The 20,447-nt window shown below is 37.6% G+C and carries 16 protein-coding genes; 6 read left to right on the top strand and 10 right to left on the bottom strand.

Going from position 1 to position 20,447, the window contains the following annotated elements:
• Window position 1 precedes the first annotated feature (1 nt).
• A complete protein-coding gene (locus tag QM524_RS11285; RefSeq protein WP_095162737.1) occupies window positions 2-226 on the bottom strand; it encodes a hypothetical protein in 225 nt (74 codons plus the stop codon).
• 213 nt (window positions 227-439) lie between these two features.
• On the opposite strand from QM524_RS11285, the gene QM524_RS11280 reads away from it, so the two are divergent.
• On the top strand, window positions 440-1,738 hold the full coding sequence (locus QM524_RS11280; protein WP_283344666.1) for an acetyl-CoA hydrolase/transferase family protein: 1,299 nt from the start codon (window positions 440-442) through the stop codon (window positions 1,736-1,738).
• Between the two features lie 68 nt (window positions 1,739-1,806).
• On the opposite strand, the gene QM524_RS11275 is transcribed toward QM524_RS11280, so the two are convergent.
• The 3 genes from QM524_RS11275 to QM524_RS11265 all read right to left on the bottom strand — a co-directional run bounded on the left by QM524_RS11275 (window position 1,807) and on the right by QM524_RS11265 (window position 7,050).
• Window positions 1,807-3,078 carry a sterol desaturase family protein gene (locus QM524_RS11275; protein ID WP_283344665.1) on the bottom strand — a complete coding sequence of 424 codons (1,272 nt, stop codon included), beginning with the start codon at window positions 3,076-3,078 and terminating at the stop codon, window positions 1,807-1,809.
• A 318-nt stretch (window positions 3,079-3,396) separates the two neighbouring features.
• Window positions 3,397-4,149 carry a DUF6515 family protein gene (locus QM524_RS11270; protein ID WP_283344664.1) on the bottom strand — a complete coding sequence of 251 codons (753 nt, stop codon included), beginning with the start codon at window positions 4,147-4,149 and terminating at the stop codon, window positions 3,397-3,399.
• A gap of 468 nt (window positions 4,150-4,617) precedes the next feature.
• A complete protein-coding gene (locus tag QM524_RS11265) occupies window positions 4,618-7,050 on the bottom strand; it encodes a zinc-dependent metalloprotease (protein ID WP_283344663.1) in 2,433 nt (810 codons plus the stop codon).
• A 153-nt stretch (window positions 7,051-7,203) separates the two neighbouring features.
• Here QM524_RS11265 and QM524_RS11260 point away from each other — a divergent pair, with 153 nt between their 5' ends.
• The 5 genes from QM524_RS11260 to QM524_RS11240 all read left to right on the top strand — a co-directional run bounded on the left by QM524_RS11260 (window position 7,204) and on the right by QM524_RS11240 (window position 14,271).
• On the top strand, window positions 7,204-8,109 hold the full coding sequence (locus QM524_RS11260; protein WP_283344662.1) for an EamA family transporter: 906 nt from the start codon (window positions 7,204-7,206) through the stop codon (window positions 8,107-8,109).
• A 443-nt stretch (window positions 8,110-8,552) separates the two neighbouring features.
• On the top strand, window positions 8,553-9,473 hold the full coding sequence (locus QM524_RS11255; protein ID WP_283344661.1) for an alpha/beta hydrolase: 921 nt from the start codon (window positions 8,553-8,555) through the stop codon (window positions 9,471-9,473).
• Window positions 9,474-9,569: 96 nt separating this feature from the next.
• Window positions 9,570-10,754: a class I SAM-dependent methyltransferase gene (locus QM524_RS11250; protein ID WP_283344660.1), complete on the top strand. Its 1,185-nt coding sequence runs from the start codon at window positions 9,570-9,572 to the stop codon at window positions 10,752-10,754.
• A gap of 178 nt (window positions 10,755-10,932) precedes the next feature.
• Entirely contained in the window at window positions 10,933-12,522 is a 1,590-nt protein-coding gene (locus QM524_RS11245; RefSeq protein WP_283344659.1) for a glycosyltransferase family 39 protein, read from the top strand.
• Window positions 12,523-12,597: 75 nt separating this feature from the next.
• A complete protein-coding gene (locus QM524_RS11240) occupies window positions 12,598-14,271 on the top strand; it encodes a hypothetical protein (protein ID WP_283344658.1) in 1,674 nt (557 codons plus the stop codon).
• A gap of 137 nt (window positions 14,272-14,408) precedes the next feature.
• On the opposite strand, the gene QM524_RS11235 is transcribed toward QM524_RS11240, so the two are convergent.
• The 6 genes from QM524_RS11235 to QM524_RS11210 all read right to left on the bottom strand — a co-directional run bounded on the left by QM524_RS11235 (window position 14,409) and on the right by QM524_RS11210 (window position 20,443).
• Window positions 14,409-15,116 carry an SDR family oxidoreductase gene (locus QM524_RS11235; RefSeq protein ID WP_283344657.1) on the bottom strand — a complete coding sequence of 236 codons (708 nt, stop codon included), beginning with the start codon at window positions 15,114-15,116 and terminating at the stop codon, window positions 14,409-14,411.
• A gap of 104 nt (window positions 15,117-15,220) precedes the next feature.
• Window positions 15,221-16,477: a serine hydrolase domain-containing protein gene (locus tag QM524_RS11230; protein ID WP_283344656.1), complete on the bottom strand. Its 1,257-nt coding sequence runs from the start codon at window positions 16,475-16,477 to the stop codon at window positions 15,221-15,223.
• Window positions 16,478-16,736: 259 nt separating this feature from the next.
• Complete coding sequence (locus QM524_RS11225) at window positions 16,737-17,021, bottom strand: putative quinol monooxygenase (protein WP_283344655.1); 285 nt, start codon at window positions 17,019-17,021, stop codon at window positions 16,737-16,739.
• 321 nt (window positions 17,022-17,342) lie between these two features.
• Complete coding sequence (locus QM524_RS11220) at window positions 17,343-17,828, bottom strand: YchJ family protein (protein WP_283344654.1); 486 nt, start codon at window positions 17,826-17,828, stop codon at window positions 17,343-17,345.
• A 177-nt stretch (window positions 17,829-18,005) separates the two neighbouring features.
• Window positions 18,006-19,460 carry an APC family permease gene (locus QM524_RS11215; protein WP_095163353.1) on the bottom strand — a complete coding sequence of 485 codons (1,455 nt, stop codon included), beginning with the start codon at window positions 19,458-19,460 and terminating at the stop codon, window positions 18,006-18,008.
• A gap of 161 nt (window positions 19,461-19,621) precedes the next feature.
• Complete coding sequence (locus QM524_RS11210) at window positions 19,622-20,443, bottom strand: universal stress protein (protein ID WP_283344653.1); 822 nt, start codon at window positions 20,441-20,443, stop codon at window positions 19,622-19,624.
• Window positions 20,444-20,447 lie beyond the last annotated feature (4 nt).

Below are 20,447 nucleotides of genomic sequence, written 5' to 3'. Positions count from 1 at the left end.
GCTATCGCTGTTGTTTAATATTTCGAATTAAGGTTTCACAATATTGAATATCGGGTTCTGGTATTTTTACTTCTCCACGCATGATTTGGTAGAAGTATTCATCAGAAGTTATTCCCAAATGAAGCTTATACATTTCCCTAAAACGATTTCTTTTTCTTCTTGAACCTTGACCAGCAATATTCTTCCAAAGGCGAGTGATATGTAGGGGCATGTAATTGGTTTCCATGTCAAATTTACGGTTTCTTGGTTATTTATTGATAAGAAATTAGCGAATGGGTTTAAAATTAAGCTGTTAGGTAAAGTAAATATCGGAATTGTACAAAAAGTAGCTGATAGAAAAAGGTATTTTAAATGATCAAAGTCATTCTGAAGATCAAACTATTCCTCCAACTTGCCGTCACAAAATTAATTTCTATCCCAACCTCAAAATTACATACTTATGTCGATTACATCTGCTGAACACGCTCTCAAAGTTATTAAATCTGGTGATAAAGTCTATGTGCATAGTGTGGCAGGAGCGCCACAACACCTACTTCAAGAAATGGTGAAATTGGCCGATCACCTTCAAAATGTTGAAATCTATCATTTGCATACCGAAGGCGATGCACCCTATACGAGACCAGAATTTGAAGGGATTTTTCATACTAATGCGTTCTTTATTGGAAAAAATGTTCGCAAAGCTATTGCGGAGGGGAGAGGTAGTTATATCCCTGTTTTCTTGTCTGAAATTCCTCGACTATTTCGCCAAAAAATCATAAATCTTGATGTGGCACTCATTACAGTGTCGACACCTGATAAAAATGGATTTTGTTCATTAGGGACATCTCTTGACGCAACTTTAGCTGCTCTCGAATCTGCCAAAATTGTCATTGCTCAAGTCAATCGCTTTATGCCTAGAACTTTAGGCGATAGTCAAATTCATGTGAGTAAAATTGATTATCTGGTGCCTTTTGATCAACCTTTGCATCAAGTAACGTGGGGAACACCGTCTGATATCGAACAAAGAATTGGAAATAATGTAGCCTCTTTGGTTGAAGATGGCGCAACGCTTCAAATGGGTATTGGAAGTATCCCTAACGCTGTTTTGGCAGCGCTAGAAAATCATAAAGACTTAGGAATTCACACCGAAATGTTCTCAGATGGCATTATTCCATTGGTTGAAAAAGGTGTTATTACAGGTCGTTTTAAGAAAAAACATCAAGGAAAAATAGTGTCGACCTTCCTTTGTGGTACTCAGAAACTATATGATTTTGTGGACGACAATCCTTTGATTAATATGTTGCCTGTCGATTATGTAAATGATACCGCCATTATTCGTCAAAACCCTAAAGTTACTGCTATTAATAGTGCCATTGAAATCGATATTACTGGACAAATCTGTGCAGATAGTATTGGTTACAGAATGTATTCTGGTGTAGGAGGGCAGATGGATTTTATGCGTGGAGCTGGTTTGTCGGAAGGAGGAAAACCTATTATTGCCATGGCGGCAGGGACAAAAGATGGCGATTCTAAAATTGTATCACATTTGAAAGAAGGTGCTGGTGTGGTAACAACACGTGCGCACGTACATTATGTAGTTACCGAATTTGGAATTGCCTATTTGTATGGAAAGAATTTGGTGGAAAGAGCGAAAGAATTAATTAAAGTAGCCCACCCCGACCATCAGGAACGTTTGGAACAAGAGGCTTTTAAACGTTTCAAACATCAATATTCACAAGGGGTATATATGTATGTATAGTTGAGTATTGTCTGTCAGCTTTCGGAAAAGGTATTACTAGCCGAAAGCTCACAAACAATACCTGATAGCTAGTTGGTATAGATTTTCTGTTGAAAAACCTTTTTCTCGGAATACACCAAGTAAGCCGTTATAATGGTTGATAAGACGAAATAGATCCCTACAAAATATCCAACTCCGACCCAATATTGATTCATCCCAAACCAATCTCCCAAATAGGCTATGAGTCCTAATCCGATAATATTTTTAAATAACTCATACCAAAAAGAATGTGGATTTAGGTCCATCATTTCGGTGTAAGCATATACGCTTAGGAAAATAAAGCCTCCGTACACAAAAATCAAAGGCGAACCTATTTGTGCCAAATGCCCAAAGAAATATACAATCAAAGCAAAGGTGAAAAAGAACTGGATAAAAGACCAAGTCGCCAGTTTACTCGAGGTCTCAGGGGTATATTTTTGGAAATGATAAACATCTTCGATTTTAGCCAAAGGAAATTTGTCCTTCACATCTTCTGGGCGCCAGCCAGTTGGCATAAACCAAATTCTAGCCTTGTCTACCCAGCTTTTTGTATGCCAAGCATCTTGTATTAAAATCCAGATATGATGGAAGTTAATTTTGATAGGATTCCACGTTCTTACAGGAACAGTGATGCCATAAACACATGGCACTGAAGGCAACTCTTCTTGAAAGGTGCCAAACATTTTGTCCCAAATGATAAAAATCTGTGAATGGTTTTTATCAATATATTCGGGATTTATAGAGTGGTGAACTCGGTGATGTGAAGGCGTTACCAAAATATGTTCTAACCAGCCCATACGATTGATATACGTCGTGTGATACCAAAATTGAGCAAATAGATGTATTGGTGCAACGGTAGCAATCACAATACTTGGTACACCTAATAATGCGGCAGGTAATAGGAATATGGTAAAGAAATTGATAAAGGTAGAGATACTTTGACGCAAAGCACAAGCCAAATTGAACTCCTCGCTGCTATGGTGAATCAGGTGTTGATTCCATAGAAAATTAATCTGATGACTCAAACGATGCCCCCAATATCCCGTAAAGTCTAAAGCAATAAAAGCCGTAACATAAATCGCCCAAGTAGATTCTAAATGATAAATTGCCCAATGGTTTACCATCCAATCATAAGTAATGATGGAAATGCTGATTCCCAAAACATCTTTGATGATGTTTGTATAGCCCGAACTTAAACTCGAAAGCATATCCATGGGCTTGAAGGTATCCTTGTATTTGAGCCAACCATAGGTTTTTTCAAGTAATACCAACAATAAAAAAATGGGCATCGCAAAATTGAGAATCTGACCATACCTTTCCATAATCTATACTATTTAGGGAGTTGATGAACGATGTTTAGTGAATAAACGCTAATTTATTGAATAGTTAAATTTTTTCATAATATTTTACTATTTATTGAATTGTTGAAAAAATGAGGTTTAGATAAATAAAAAAGGCAGCCTCGAAAGACTGCCTCGTTATATAATGTATTAATGATGAATTATGAAATATAGGATTCCAATTTTCAACACTTTGATTTTACCATCACTTAATTTTTATTTTGCACGATTACTTGAGTGTTTGGGCTTCTTTAGAACTTTTTGCCTACTGCCTAAAGCTTATAGCCTACAGCATCATTCTTACATGATTTTGATTACTTCGTACCAAATTTCACCACGGTTTAATACCGCTCTGTATTGGATACCATCTACTACATAGTAAGTTTCACCGTTAATCATCAGTTTTTCATATCCACCAGGAATACTCTCCACCAATGCACCAATTGGAGGAGCTACAGTTGCGTATTCGTTTCCATAAGGACGATAATAGGTTCCGTTATAATAGTAATAATCTACATTTCGGATCACAACTCTACGGCAATCACGAGGTAATACGTTGACACGAATCCCTACGGGAGCTTGGCATACCACATATTCGGAGTTGTAAGGTTTGTAAAAAACGCCTTGATGATAAGCAAAGCGAATACCTCCAAAGTTGATACTTAAATGTCCTGTAGGTAATGCATTGTAATGGGCATTACGACTAGGAATATTAGCATATTGCCAGTTTGGACGAGTACGGTCAACTACAACAACACGGTCGGGACCTCTGCGGTCATCACGACGATATTCATCGCGACGATTGTCATCGCGACGATTGTCGTTTCGGCGGTTGTCGTCACGTCTGTCATTTCCGCGATTGTCACGATCTTTTTTGTCGTAGCGATAATCTCCGTCACGACCTCTCTCATATCTGTCATCATGACCGCGCTGTGCCTGTACATTTGTAAAAGTGCTCATTAAAGCACCAGCTATGAAAAATGTAAAAATAGGTTTCAAGAAAGATTGCTTACCTACTGTAGGTTTTGCAATGTTAACAAAGTTTGGAGTCATGGCTTTATAAAAATTATGGATTATTACTTGTTTTAATTTTGAGATATTTAGCTCTCTAACGCTGTATTTTGTCTCTTTGATATGTGAAGAAGGCTAGGGTTTAGTAAATAACCCAACGTTAACAATCATTAACAAAAGTGGATTTTCTGCGCTTAAAGGAGTGATGGGGAGGTTCTTTAGGATTTATATGATTAAATGGGCAAAGAAAAAGCCCTAGCAATCTTGCTAGAGCTTGGGGTAATTTTAGGGAAACAATATTAGATTTGAGTTATGTGTTTAGGCAACAGGCACAAGACAAAGAGTGTTAAAATGCTTTTTTCCAAAGTCCACCGCCGAAAGCCGATACCTGAAAGCCTAAGTCTCAAAAATTAAATGCTATTTTGCCCACTAACTTAAAGATTTATAGAAAAGTGCTGGATTAGAAACTCTAATTCAGCACTTTAGTTTAATACTCAGTATTTATTAACCTTATTCTTCATCACAACCGATTGGAGCACCAGGAGCCATTTCTTTATGAGTAGCTACTTTTGCTGCCGAAGGATTTTTCATTCTTTCAACAGCATAGTCCAAATGCGCAGCATAGTCACTTTCTTTGGTATTCTTCTGAGACTCAATATATGCTTTCAAATCTTTGATAGCTTTGCCACAAACCGCACGAACTTGATAATTAGCGGCTTCGTTTACACTCAATGCTAACAAATGCGTTAATACGATTTGTTCAGTTTGAAACTGCACTTTACGAGCCAAGCCTGTGGTTTTAGGAGCTTTCCAAGTTTTTTCAATTAATTGAGTCAACATTTCTTCCAATCCCAAACTACTATATCTTGCTTCGTATTCGACCATACGACTAGTACGTTCAGGTTGTAGTAAGAATTGAAGTGGAAAATCTGCTGCTGATTCTGCTGCTGCCAATGGGTCAAAAGCACGACCTGTACGTTTTTTGAATAATTCACGACTTGGCCAATAACCAGCAGGACGTGCAGGAATCAATTGGATAATCGATTCAGGAATTGTCAAGGTTTCTGATGAAAGAGTTTGTAATACGGCATCCAAGGCTTTTTGTTGTGTTTCTTTACTAACCAAAGTATTAGGCTTTTGTCCGTCACCACGTAAAGCATAACGGTAATCTACTGAGCCAATAATCTTTGCCGCAGCCTCTACTTGGTAACGATGGTAATTGTAAATTGGCACCAAAACATCTTCTAAGTGTGACATTGGCATTCCTTTACGGATACTATTTTCTCCAAAAGAACTCAAGGCTTTTTGACGTACAGCTAAGGTATTATTTAATTCATCAACTGGATTTTTACCATTATCCCAGAGGTGAGCCGTTGAGCTGTGGCTTCCTGCAGGACGAGCGTCAATATCTGTCAAAAACAATAAACCTTTTGCATTAGCCTCGTCAATAATTTTATTCAGAGCAGCCTTCTCATCTGTGCCTTGTGGAAAATCTTGGTAGCCGAAAGTAATCGAATATTTATCCCAGTCACCGATGCCCAATGCGTAAGCATCAGAAAGGTCTACCTCTCCTTTGCTGTTGAGTTTTACCGTTGGGTGCGGATAATCCATCACCGAAGCTCTGTTATTGATACTTGCCGAATAGTTGTGCATTAATCCCAAGGTATGTCCTACCTCGTGAGCAGCCAATTGCTTTAAGCGAGTCAATGCCATTTTGAGCATTGGGTCTTTTTCTGGGTCTAGTTTTTCACCTTTTTCAAAAGGAGATAACAAACCTTGTGCAATCAAATAATCCTGACGAACACGCAATGAGCCTAATGTTACATGACCTTTGATAATTTCGCCCGTACGAGGGTCAATAATTGATGCGCCATACGACCAGCCACGTGTACTACGGTGAACCCAGTTAATGACATTATAGCGTGCATCCATTGGGTCGGCATCGTCTGGCAATAATTTTACTTGAAATGCATTTTTATAACCAGCCGCTTCGTATGCTTGATTCCACCATTGTGCACCTTCCATCAAGGCAGAGCGAATGGGCTCTGGCGTACCGTTGTCGAGATAATAAATGATTGGTTCAACTGCTTCTGAAACCTTAGCTTTCGGGTCTTTTTTCTTTAATCTATGACGAACTATATAATACTTGTCGATAGGCTCGGATACTGGAGTCGAGTAATCAAAATAAGAAATAGCATTAAAACTAGAACGAGGATCAAATACTCTTGGCTTATAGTCAGAATCAGGTAATTGTAAAAAACTATGGTGCACACGCAAGGTCAAAGCTTCCTGACTTGGCGCAACCGAGCGAACGTATTCACCTGCATCATCGCCACCTACGAATGTCAATGTAACTTCAAATTCGGCATTTAGGGGAAAGTTTTTCGTGTTTGCCAAATACATTGCCGAACGAGACTTGTCGAGCGAATAACTACCTTGTTTCATGCCTCTGATACGGTCAGCAATTCCCGAAACATCGCTCATTAAGAAATCTGTTGCATCAACCAATACTTTACCATCTTCTTCTGCCTCAGCAGCAAATCCCCAGATAGTGGAAGAAGCAAACGATTGTTGCACAGCACGTTTTTCATTGGCATCGTTGCTCAAAGCACGGTATTTATAATTGGGTTGCGTAAGCAGAATTTTTCGACCTATTTTCTGGAAAAATACTACTTTTTCTTCGCCTAACAATCCACGGTCCAAGCCAATATCATTAGAGCCTAAACCAGCAGGTAACGAAGAATAATACAAAAACTCTTTGTCAAATTTGTCAATTTGTAACCATATTTTTCCAGCATCTTCATCCCAGAAGAAAGGAAAGAAACCCTCATATTTTTTGAGTCCTTTAGTTTTTTCAGAGATACTTGGAAGTTTTTGAGCAAGAGACGAATAAGTAAAACTTACTAGAAACAATAAAATACTCAATAGTGAAATTTTTTTCATACGAAAGGTAGTTTGTTGAAAAATACAATTTAGCAGGTAATGACCAAGTGAATCTTTTTTAGAAATAAGGTTCTTGAAAAAATTCATTTGAGTAAATATAAACACCGAGGTAAGAATTCACAAACTTTCCAGAAAAATCGCCAACTTCGTAGGATGAAAGAACAAAATCAACAGCTAAAAATTTGGGGAGGTTTAGGTATCCTTTATTTTGTTTGGGGCTCTACCTACTTGGCCATTCGTTTTATGGTGCAAAGTTTTCCGCCTGTCATGGGGTCTGGAATTCGTAATTTAAGTGCAGGAACCATTCTTTTAATCTGGGCGATGGTCTCCAAAAAATATATTACACCTAGTAAAAAACACTTACTCACCATGACACTTACGGGTACATTAATGATTACCTTGGGAAATGGATTTTTTACAATTGCGGGCAAATGGATTCCGTCGAGTTATGCGGCGTTATTCTCGGCATTAGGTCCTGTGGTGTTGGTGCTGATGCTTTGGTTTTCGAATATTGAAAAACCACAACCAAAAGTGATTTTAGGGTCATTATTGGGAATTATTGGCGTAGGTATTTTGATTAGTTTAAAAAAGTTGGCGCTCAAGGGATACGAGCAATACTATATCTATGGCGTGGTTTTAATGTTAATTGCCACTATTGCATTCAATGCCAGTATGGTTATTCTCAAAAAAGCTAGATTACCTTATTCGACTCCTCAATTATCAGGTATTCAAATGATAATAGGAGGAGGTTTATCGTTAATCATAAGCTTCTTTTTGGGTGATTTTCAGCACTTTGCTCAAATAGAAGTTAAGGCAACGGCTATTTTTGCCTTACTATATTTGATTGTTATTGGCTCAATTGTGGCTTTCAACGTATTCAATTGGCTTATTAAGGTGGCTCCGCCAACTTTAGTATCAACCTATACTTATGTCAACCCATTGGTAGCGATGTTGTTGGGCTGGTTATTGGCTGGAGAAGAGTTACATCCCTTGATGATTGTCGCAGGAGGTATTATTATCGCCGCAGTGGCGTTGATTACTACTTCAAAAAAGAAATAGATTCTACTTACTGAGGTCAACAAATACGAGTAGATTTTATATGAAATTTAGTTTAAAATACTGGTAAAGATAAGTTGCTGTGCAAAATGCTATTTAATTGATTTTGAATGTAATGTATTGATAATAAAGTTTTTATGTTTTGGGGGATAAATAGTTTTATTGATTAATTCTTCGTCTTACTTTTTGTCTTGAAACAAAAAGTAACCGCAGCGGCGGCCGCAAAAAATTCAAGAATTTATAAACTCGCTTCGCTCAAACAGTATAAATTCATTGCCTACGCCAGCAATTTTAAGAAAGTTTAAACAGGTTCAATTTAAAATTTATATTTTCAATTCACTACCAATTTAGAACTCATAGTTCAGCATTATTACTTAAAATCGAATACCGTTTTCAGCTCTTTGTGGCTTTACCACTGTTTCCTCAAACATTTAATCCTTTTACCTATGATCAAAAAAGTCTTATTTTCTATTTGTTTAGCGACCATGATGCAAGTAGCTCAAGCACAAATTCAAGAATATCCTTTATATGAAGGAAAAGTTCCTAATACAAAACCGCATAAAAATACAGAATCATCTGCGACGGATGCCAATGGTATTTTGAGAATTTCTGAGGTTTCAATTCCTTCTATTACGGTATATCCTGCGCCCAAAGAAACTGCCAATGGTACTGCTGTAATTGTTTTTCCAGGAGGAGGATACCGTATTTTGGCCGCTTCACACGAAGGTTCTGATGTGGCAAAGGAGTTAAACAAAATCGGCGTGACTGCTTTTGTGTTAAAATACCGTATTCCTGATTCAACGAAGCAAGTCGACAAAACAATTGCACCCTTACAGGATGCTCAGCAGGCACTGAGATTTGTGCGTGCTAAAGCAGAATCTTTTGGTATAAACCCTAATCGTGTGGGCATTTTGGGCTTTTCGGCTGGTGGACACTTGGCTGCAACTACAGCGACTCATTTTGCGCAACCAGTGGGTGAATTGGCTGATAAAAGCAACGTTCGACCTGATTTTGCCGTGTTGTTGTATCCTGTTATCACGATGAAACCTTTTGGTCATAGAGGCTCACAGGAGCAATTGATTGGTAAAAATCCATCAGAAAGCTTGGTGACTTTGTATTCTAACGAATTGCAGGTGACGCCACAAACACCTCCGTGTTTTTTGGTACATGCCCAAGATGATGGCGGTGTTCCTGTCCAAAACTCTTTGAGATTTTATGATGCTTTGGTAGAAAAGAAAGTGCCAGCCGAATTACATATTTACCCTAAAGGTGGTCATGGATTTGGTCTGAATAATAAAACTACTCCAGATAAATGGTTTGAACGTTTGAAAAGCTGGATGGATTCGAATGGCTGGTTGAAAAAATAACCATTTACCAAACAGCTTCTTTGATAAGTACAAAAATAGCCTCAATCCGAGGCTATTTTTGTATCTTTGCACTTTGAAAGTTTAAAGGAGATTCTAGTGAAAAATCAAATAGCACAATTTTGTGAACAAATTCAACAGTCAGTCGAACAAAAGTCATTGGTAAAAGTCTCTTTGGGCAATTATCAGGGTAATGAACCTGCGTTGAAAAATATTTATATACGTTTAGTTTTAATTAAAAATATTGAAAAACTGGCGTTTACTTTTCGATATAAAACTAAGGATATTGTCAAAAACTTTGATTTGCCAGAGGGGTATAAGTCCATAGCTGAATGGTTGGAAGAGGGTTTTAAAGTTGCGACACTCATGAGTACTGAGTCTGATTGGCAATATGAAGTTTTGAAAAATGGTAAAGTTATGCTCAAACAAAAAACGGCAAGTGCGAAAGCAACACCATCGTTGGAGCATGATAAAGAAAAGAAACGATTGATAAAGCCAACAGAAAAAGCCTACTTGGTAGATTTGAAAATTACGGATGAGCAAGGTAATGTTTTCAAAAATGCTCAAGACAAATACCGCCAAATCAATCATTATGTAGAGATTTTAAGCTCTTTGATTAAAGATTCAGCCATTGAAAACTTACATAAAGTAGTAGATATGGGCTCAGGGAAAGGCTATTTAACTTTTGCTTTGTACGATTATTTGCACAATACTTTAGGTTTAAAAACCCAAGTTCAGGGAGTAGAATATCGTCAGGATATGGTTGACTTGTGTAATCAATTTGCCCAGAATGCAAGTTTCGATGGTTTGAGTTTTACGCAAGGAACCATTTTGGATTATGAGCAAAAAGACATAAGTATGTTGATAGCTTTACACGCCTGTGATACTGCCACTGACGACGCTATATTTAAAGGTCTTCAATCTGATGCCGAGTTGATTGTGGTGGCGCCATGTTGTCACAAGCAAATCAGAAGAGAAATAGAAAAGAACAAAGCGCAAAATGAATTGAAGTTTTTGACCAAATACGGCATATTTCTCGAACGACAAGCCGAAATGGTTACAGATGGAATTCGTGCATTGATTTTGGAATATTTTGGTTACAAAACCAAAATTTTTGAATTTATCTCAGATGCACACACGCCTAAAAACGTTTTGGTTGTAGGTATTAAATCTGGTATTAATCCAAAACGTCAAGAAGAAATTTTGCAAGAAATAGCTCAAACCAAAGCCTATTTTGGTATCGATTATCACCATTTAGAAAGGCTTACGCAATTGAGTTTATAGACATTAATGCAAAATAAAATTGCATTAATATGCTTTAGGCTTTAAGCCGTAGGCATTAGGCAAAAAAGCTTAAATTATTTCATGAGAAATACTTTTCAACTTTTAGCCTACAGCATTCCTGTGTTATTAAATATATTACCCATACAATTAAAACTCATTGACCTCAAAATAGAAATAAATGTCTAAGAATACTGCAAATATCGCCTTCCTATTCATTTTTGTTTTCGCAACAGTACTACGCTTTTACCATATCAATAACTATGGAATTTTTGGCGATGAAAAGCAAGGAATCATGGTGGCCGTCGGAAATGTAAACATTGGCGGAAAAAAAGCCTTGATGGCTCCTGACAAAACCTTTACGCCGAGAGATTTCTGGCAGCCCAAAACCATTGCTGAATTATTGGATGCCAACGCCCGTGGCGATACTAGTGGGAATGCAACCGTTCATTTAATTACAATGAATATCTTTGGGCATTTGTTCGGTCATTCGGATGGTGCTTTAAGAAGCGTTTCGGCTATTTATAACTTACTCACAATTGTGTTCATCTTTTTGATTGGTCGCAATATTTTCAAGAATGCTAAAATTGCTTTGATTGCAGCATTTTTAGCTGCTACCGAACCGTTCTATATTATTTTTAGTCAGCAAGCTCGCTTTTATACAACTTGTATTTTCTTCGGAACAATGGCGTCTTATTACTTTTTACAAATTATGGTAAATGGTAAAAGTTCCCTGAAATATTATGCTGCCTACACGGTTTCTATTATCCTAACTATATTTTCTAACTACCTCACTTTCACCGTATTTTTGGTGCATGGCTTGTATTGGCTTATAGCTGATCGTACGTGGTCTAAGCTTCGTAGTTTTATGATTTGTTATGGTATTATGGCTATTCCTTTCGGACTTTGGATGACCAAAGGACCTGGGCAATATGCACTTTTGTATATCAAGGATGCCACTAATTTGTACAATTCTATTTTGAAAAATCCTAAGCTTGCGGCTTCCTATCAAGGATTTATTGATTTGGCTTCTGCCAAAAATCTGTTTATTCGAGGAACTTCCATTGTGTCAGACTATTTTATTTTTACGAATGGTTGGTATGAAAAATTTGGTAATAAAATAGCATTCTTATTGGTTATAGGATTCTTACTGGTTGTGACATTTGTCGTTTTACAAAAAGCAAAAAAGTTTGAATATCAGTTGTTTACCTTTGTGGTGCTAATTGTATTTATTCCTTTTGTTTTCTCTGTAGTTTCTGCCTACAAAGCTGGTGTAATGACAGGATTTTATTTTAGATATACTAGTTTTGGTTTACCATTTGTGTCGATTTTGATGGCTTGGTTTTTAGTCAAAATGTTTGAAAACCATAAAATACTATTTACAGGCTTCGCAGTTGTGTTACTCATCCAGTTCTATTCATTTGCCAAAATTATCAAGCATTTTTATGCTGATGGTCAACAAAAGTACACGAGTTCACGCAATCGTGGAGCGAATCCGTATATCATGGTAGCAGATAAAATCAAGTCGATGTATATGCCTGGCGACACCATTGTGTATCCTTCTGTTTATGCAAATGGTTTTAGTAAAGCCATTGATCGTCCAAAAGGCGAGTTCGATAATCATGATGCCCAGTTGGTCAACTTGTATCTCCCTAAAGACGCAACCTATATCCAGCGAATTGCCTTTGAAGAGACAGATCGAGTTTTGCTAAGAAGAAATGGACAAACCATCGTATTGTTCAATTTTGAGGGTATGAAATACCGATACTAGATGTAATTATTGAATTGTGAATGATTCATCACTCATACTTAGAAAGCATTTTCAAAATATTAAAATTTATAGATAGTGAAAGAACAAAAAGTCCTGTCGAAATTTTGGTTTTGGGGTTTACTCATCTTACCCATTTTACTTTATTTCCTATTGATTGAGCTTTATGGCATGAATATTCCTTACGTGGATGACCACGGACTGAAAGGTTTTTTAGTAAAATTTCAAGATAGTAAAACTTGGACGGAAAAAATCGCTACCATTTTTGCACAACATAACGAACACCGAATAGGGCTTACGCGCATTTGGTTTTTGTTTGTTTATGGGATTTATGGAAGTATTAATTACAAATGGTTGATGTGGTTTGGCAATATCCTGTTAGTAGGTGTGTTGGGGATATATGCTGCTTATTTCAAGAAAAATAAAATTTCACTTTTATACTTTTTACCACTTCCTTGGATTCTACTGACCTCAATTAATCAGGAAAATACCTTTTGGGGAATGGCTTCTATTCAAAATTTTGGAATTGTATTCCTAAGTCTCTGGGCATTTTGGGAATTAGAGGAGGAAAGACTTATCAATGCGCTGGTTTTAGTATCCATTGCAGTGTTTACGAGTGGAAATGGCTTTGTTACCTTAGCCATTATGGGTGGTTTTTTATTGTTGAAACAGCAGTGGAAAAACTTAGGAATCTTGGTTTTGTTGGGTGTCTTGCTTGCATTCCTCTATTTCGTAACTTACCAAAAACCTCCAGCAACGCCTTCAGCAACTTTGGCAGATTTGAAAAAAGTACTTTTGGCTTTTGTCTCTTTTGCAGGAAGTGCCGCCGATGTCTCTCTTGATACTGCGATTTCGGTACGAACCATAAAAGCGATATTCTTGGGGGGGATATTACTCATTTTAGCACTTATTTGTGTTGTTAGAAATATTCCTTTTGATTTTAGATTGAAAAAATATTCTACTCCCAAAAACTGGCCTGTTTTTATTTTGGCAACGATATTGTTAATTGTATTGTCATCTTTTATGGTAGCATGGACAAGGGTTGTAGGGTACGGAATGCCAACTATCTTGACGAGCCGTTACAAGATTTACAGCCTTTTGTTTGTGATTACGATGTATGTTTGGCTGTTGCGAGTGCTAGAAGAAAAGCATCGTTGGCGTATGTTTTTGTTTACGCTACCATTTTCAATTTTGACCTATTTCAATGGATTTTGGCAGAGCATTTCACAAATTGATTACCATTATAAAGGCTTGATTTGTAATATGTTCAATTGGACGTATGAAGATTTATCAGGAAAAACTAATAGTCCCACACAGTTTAGGTACAATAACCCAGCGACAGTATTTGGTAGTTTGACGCCTATTTTGTTGACCAACGATTTTAGTCATGATCCGCAAATCAAATTAGAAGAAGCAAAAGTGCAGGACGGCAATGTTGTGATTCGTGGGGTTGGCGATTTTCATTTTCCTTGGCTCGACCCTGATAATGGGGTATACTTGATTGCTAAATCTGAAAAACGAGTTTATGTTTTCCCACTGCGTTCAGTGAAAGCTGGTGTAAGATTATTGGTTGGAGGGCATGCCGTTTTTGGACCGTATTTCGAAAACCAAATTCCAACCTTTGAATTTGATGCAGGTACTTATAAGCTAGCTATTTTGGCTGTTGAAGATACTCAAAAGCGTATTTTGAATACTCAACAAACAATCACGATTGAGGTAAATACCAGAAAAGCCGTGGAGACGAATTGGTAAATGGTGAATTGTGAATGACGAATTGTGAATCGTCCTTGCTTGAAACTTAGGGTATTTGATTTTAGACGAGGATATTTTGTTCATTTTCTTGATTTCTCAAAATTCACAATTCACAATTCATCATTCACAACTCACAATTACTTTGGTGACGAAGGTCTTACTTCGATTTTACTTGGTAAAGTGCGTGCTGGAAGTTTGATGAGGTCTGCAACGATTTGACCAATATCTTCTGGTTGAATTTTCCACGCATCTTGTTCGTTTGGTGTGTGACCGTTGAAATAAGTTGCTACCGAACCTGGCATAATGGTCGTAACCTTGATGCCTTCGCTACGCACGTCCATCATAAGTGCCTGCGTAAATCCTACTAAACCAAATTTGCTGGCATTATAGGCTGTTCCTTTAGCAAAGAAATTGGTACCCGCCAAACTCGAAATAGAGATGAAATATCCTTGTGTAGCTTTAAGAGCCTCAAGCGTTGCTTTCGTAGTGAAAAATACGCCTGTCAAGTTGATATCAATCGTTTCGTTCCACTGTTCTTCGGTCAAGTCCTGAACAGGAGCAAAGTGACCCACGCCAGCATTAGCAACTACGTAGTCAATTCTTCCCCACTTTTCTAATACTTTTGCAACAGCAGCTTCTTGCGAGGCAAGGCTTCTTACATCTGACTCCAAGCCTAAGGCATAACCTTCTTTGATTTCGTTTAGTTTTGCAGCAGCTTCCTCAGCACCAGCCAACGAACGACTGGTGATAGCAACTTTGATACCTTCTTTGATTAATACCTCGGCGATTCCGTAGCCAATACCTTTCGAACCTCCTGTAATAAATGCAGTTTTGATTTCAGACATAATTTTTGTTGGGATATAGATTTTTGGGTAGCTTTTCGTAAAAAATCACTACCCAATAACCTTGTGTGATAACCCTTTTAGAACTGATATTTTGACAAAATAGTTTAGTCAATAATCGACTGATAGATCATTTGTTGTACCTGTTTTTCAATTCCTCCGTCTTTTTTCGGCCAAACTTGGAACATTACTACCAGTAATAAATCCTCTTTGGGGTCGATGGTATAGTGCGTGTAATACATACAGCCCCATTCGAAGGCTCCTTCCGAACTTGGTAAAGAAGCTTTTCCTTTTTGGGTATAAATTTCAAAACCTAGACCAAATTTATTGGTATTATCCCTGATATTGAGTTCACCAATTTGGTTAGTCGTCATTAGCTCGACGGTCTTACGACTCAATAAACGGGTATTGTTAAAAGTCCCGCCATTCAAAAGCATTTGGCAAAGTTTGGCATAGTCCAAAGCCGTAGAAGTCAAACCAGCACCGCCAGAAAAGTATTTTCTTTCGCACGAAATAGGATAATCCGTCCATGGTGAGCGAGGCTTTGGTGTAATACCTTTTTCTTTTCCTATTTCTTCATAAACTGTCACCAGTCGATTTTTCTTGGCATCGTCGATATAAAAACCTGTATCATTCATGCCTAGTGGCTCGAATATTTTTTTCTTGAGAAATTGGTCAAATGGCATTCCTGAAATGACTTCTACAAAATAGCCCAAAACGTCGGTGTTGAGTCCGTACGTGAATTTTTCGCCCGGCTCATGAAACTTAGGTAATGCTCCTAAACGGTTCATTGTTTCGGCAATCGTTTCATTTTGAGTAGAAAAATAATAAGGAATTTTCGCCTTACCATATAAAGCATTTTGATAAGGGATACCAGCCGTATGGCTCAATAAATGACGAATGGTAATTTCTTTTTTAGCAGGATGTGAGGTATAAGTACTATCCTGCGGATTGATTTGGTCAACGATTTGTCCATTTTTAAAAGCAGGAATATATTTAGAAATAGGGTCGTCCAAACTAAATAGACCTTCTTCGTAAAGCATCATGACCGCCACCGAAGTAGCCGCTTTGGTCATAGACATGATACGAAAAATGTCATCAGTTTTTTGAGCTTTTTTTGTTTCAATATCATTCATTCCATAGGCTTTATGTAATACCAATTGCCCATGACGAGCAGCTAATACTACGGCTCCAGGAATACGCTTTTCAGCGATTTTACGATTGAGTAATTGCTCTATTCTATTCAAACGCTCGGTAGACATTCCTACTTTTTCGGGAGCTACGCCTGAAGTAAATTGTTGGGGTTTTTGAGCAAAAGCGGTTATGGTAAAGAGAAATAGGTAAAAAAAGAAGAGCTTTTTCATGTTATAGTATCGAGAGATTAAGTTAGTGCGCAAAATAGAATTTAATTTTTGTGTTTAAGGCTTTCAGGTATCGGCTTTCGGCGGTGGGCTTTGGGAAAAGCATGTCTTTCGTTATTAAAAACAATTTGAAACTCTTTGCCTAGTGCCTGTTGCCTAATGCCTCAACACATAGCATAGATCTTATTTTGCATGATTGCTTATGTGTTTGATTTAGGTAGAGGTAAGTAGGTCAAAGAGAAAAATCTCTTTGACCAATAAATTATAGTTTTGTAGCTAAAATTAACTCGGCTGGACCTGCCAAAAACTCTCCAGAAGTTTTGCCAAATTCTACTAAATGGGTATTTGCCAAGTGTTTATCTAAATGCTCTTGACTTTCCCAGTTTTCGTAAAAATAGAAAATCGTAGCATCTTCGATAGATTGGTGCAATACATAATCAATACATCCTTCCTCTGCAACAGTAGGAGGAATCAGTCCTAATAAAGCTTGTTTTGCAATTTCTTCTTTGCCAGCTTGTGCGGTAATTTTTGCGATAACGGTTAACATACGTTGGTTTGTTTTTTAGTAAAATTGTAATTCTATGCTGTAGGCTTTAAGCTTTATGCCCTAAGCCAAATGCTTAAAAGTGTTCCTGAGAAAAGAGTGGGAATATTTTGCCAAAAGCTTAATCAGACAAAAATCTCATTACTGGACAAAACGGCTAATGGGCATTCAGATGTGTGGACTTTGTCATTGATTTTTGTAAAAACAGTTTTAAACTGTTGAAAAAAGTAAGTCCAAGACTAAGTCTTGAACTAGGAACTTGTTGTGAATTAAAAATTCAGATTCAAAATTCACAATTCTCAACTCATAATTCAGCACTACTTCCTACTTCCCACAGCATTTTTTGTATTTCTTGCCACTTCCACAAGGACAAGGGGCGTTTCGGTCAATTTTTTGATTAGCTGGCGGTTGGAATTTTCCTGAGACATAATACCAGCGATTTTGCTCTTTTACAAAACTTGAATATTCGTAATGGGTACGAGCAACCCCGTCTGCATCTTTAAATGAAGCTCTAAATTCAACTTCTCCTTGAGTATCAGTTTCTTTCCCATTCTTAGTAGAAAGTACTTGAAGTTGAGTCCATTCATTTTCAGTAGCCCACTCACGAATTGATGAAGTATCAAAATCACTTCTTCGGCTCGGATAGGTAGTTTCAACAAGATAATCAACTTTGATTTTGCTGTAGGCTGTGTATCGTGAGCGCATCAATTGTTCTGCAGTTGAGGCAAATTCTTTTCCCTCGATAAAAGGCTCACAACATTCTTGAAATGATTCTTTAGAGCCGCAAGGGCATAATTCGGCTAGTGACATTGGGGCAATGGGAATATGTTCTGTTTATATACAAAGATAGTATCCCTCGAGGTTTTATGGCTAAGGAGAATGATGTTTTTAGTATTACGAAAAACGCCATAGATATTACAAAGCACAGAATCAACTGTATTTTGTCATATCTACGGCGTTTTTATTTTCTTCGAAAAGATTTTTAATCTACTCTTCTGTATTCTTTTCCATCTTTTTCCAAATATAGAAAACAGGAATTCCTAATGCCACAATTCCTACACCAGCCCAAGAAGGAATAGGCTTGTAAATCAACAAGTTGATGCATAGTCCTGCTGCAAAAATCAAGTATATCGCAGGAATCAAGGGGTAACCAAAAGCTTTGTATGGGCGTGGAGTATCTGGTTGTTTTTTTCTGAGAATAAATACACCGCCAATAGTCAAGATATAAAATACCAAAATCGAGAATACGGTATAGTCTAATAGGTCTCCATAAGTGCCTGATAAGCATAATAATGATGCCCAAACACCTTGAATGATCAATGAAAATCCTGGCACGCCATTCTTATTGATTTCACCTGCTTTTTTGAAGAATAAGCCATTTTTTGCCATGGCGTAATATACGCGAGCGCCTGAAAGGATAATACCATTGTTACAACCAAAGGTCGAAATCATGATAAATACTGCCATGATAATAGCCGCAGGATTACCAAAAATCATTTCGGCAGCTGCCGTACCTACACGGTCGTTGGTAGCAAACATAATACCTCTCGAAAGTGTGTCAGGAGCATTTGGATGACCTTGCACTGGTAGCAACATTAGATAAGCTACATTGGCCAAAATATATAAAGCACTTACCGTCAACGTTCCATATAGCAAAGAGAGCGGAATATCTCTTTTGGGATTTTTCATTTCGCCAGCGATATAAGTAACGTTGTTCCATGCCGAAGATGAAAATAACGGACCAATCAATGCTAAGCCCACAGCCGACCAAAGACCGATACCCGAAAGGTATTCATAATCCATGATTTTGCCTTTTTCCCAAATAATTTTAACTGGACTCCAGAAGTCGATGGCATTGATAGCCCACACGCCTTTGTCTGGATTGAGTCCGACGATTATACCTACAACGGCCAAGCCAAGCAAGGCGCCGATTTTAGTTACAGTGAAAATGAGTTGAACGATTTTAGCATTCTTAACGCCTTTGAGATTGATAAAGGTAAGAAAAGCAATAAGTGCAATAGCTAAGAATTGTTGTGTGCTAAAGAATCCTAAGAAAGGCTGGTCGTTGATGAGGTCGGGTAGGAGTACGCCAGTATATTTGGCAAAAGCCACTGCTACGGCTGCAATCGTACCAGTTTCGATAACCAAAAAGGTAGTCCAACCAAACAAGAAACCTACCAAAGGGTTATATGCCTCACGGAGGTAGACATATTGTCCGCCTGCGTTGGGCATCATACCTGCGAGTTCGCCATACGATAGGGCAGATATGAGCGTGATAATACCCGTAATAATCCAAGTAAGGAGGAGGTATCCCGGCGAACCAAGGTTGCGAGTTACATCTGCTGAAACGATGAAAATTCCCGAACCAATCATAGAGCCAATCACAATCATACTGGCATCTAGCAATCCAATTTCTTTCTTTAGTTGTTGATTTTTTTCCATACTCAAAGAAAAGAAAAAACCTTCAACCAAACAAGAGGGCTTGCACTGACAAAACGTATAGTTAGGTGTCTTATTCGACAAAATAAAAGCTCATTCCGACAAAAATGCCAAAATGAGCTATAGATTTTATATGAACAAAGTAAGGAAATGCAAAAAATGAATTATTTGGGTAATACTAGCAAAGGCATTTTAAAGTCCTGAATAAAATGCTTCGTTACGCTAGTATGAAAAAGATTGTCGAAGAAAGCTCGATCTTTCATGGCCAACACCAGTAAGTCTCCTTGATTTTTTTGTAGATACTTTTCGATACCTTCTATGGCGTTGCTTCCCAAAGTAATATGACTTTCGATATTCTCATTTTCAAAAAAAGTCAATAACCAATCTCCTAAGGTTTCGTCATCTGCCAAGTTCGGTTCTTCTACATCGTGAATATGAAGGATATTAGTTTTTGCTTTAAAACGGTCTGCTATATCGACGATATTTCTAACAATTTTGACTTCGTTGTTGGTATAGTCAGAGGCATAAATAATATTCTTCATGTCTTGAATATCGGCAGTATCTGGAATAACAAAAACTGGACAAATTGAATTTTTCACAACCTGATAGGTATTACTTCCCATGATGTTGCTCCAAATATCTTTGGCACCTCTGGTACCCATCACGATAAAATCGGCTTTTACTTGCTCTGATACTTGCACAATAACCTCAGAAATAACGCCATAGATACTTAAAAGCTTTACTTCATTTTTGAACTCAGCCAGACACTGATTTTTGAGTATGGCTAATTGTTTATCCGAAGCTTTTTGTGCTTCATAAATCTCCTGTTCGATTTGCGAAGGGGATTCATAAGGCAAAGATCCAGTGAGATTAAATACATGCAGTAACACCAAGTCAAGATTGAGGTTTTGAGCCACAGTACTAGCAAATACAAGTGCTTTTTTTGCAGTATCACTAAAGTCGGTAGGTACAATAACTGATTTCATAGAG

Source organism: Flectobacillus roseus (assembly GCF_030056595.1).
Taxonomy (GTDB): domain Bacteria; phylum Bacteroidota; class Bacteroidia; order Cytophagales; family Spirosomataceae; genus Flectobacillus; species Flectobacillus roseus.
This window is presented reverse-complemented; position numbering and strand designations above follow the sequence as displayed.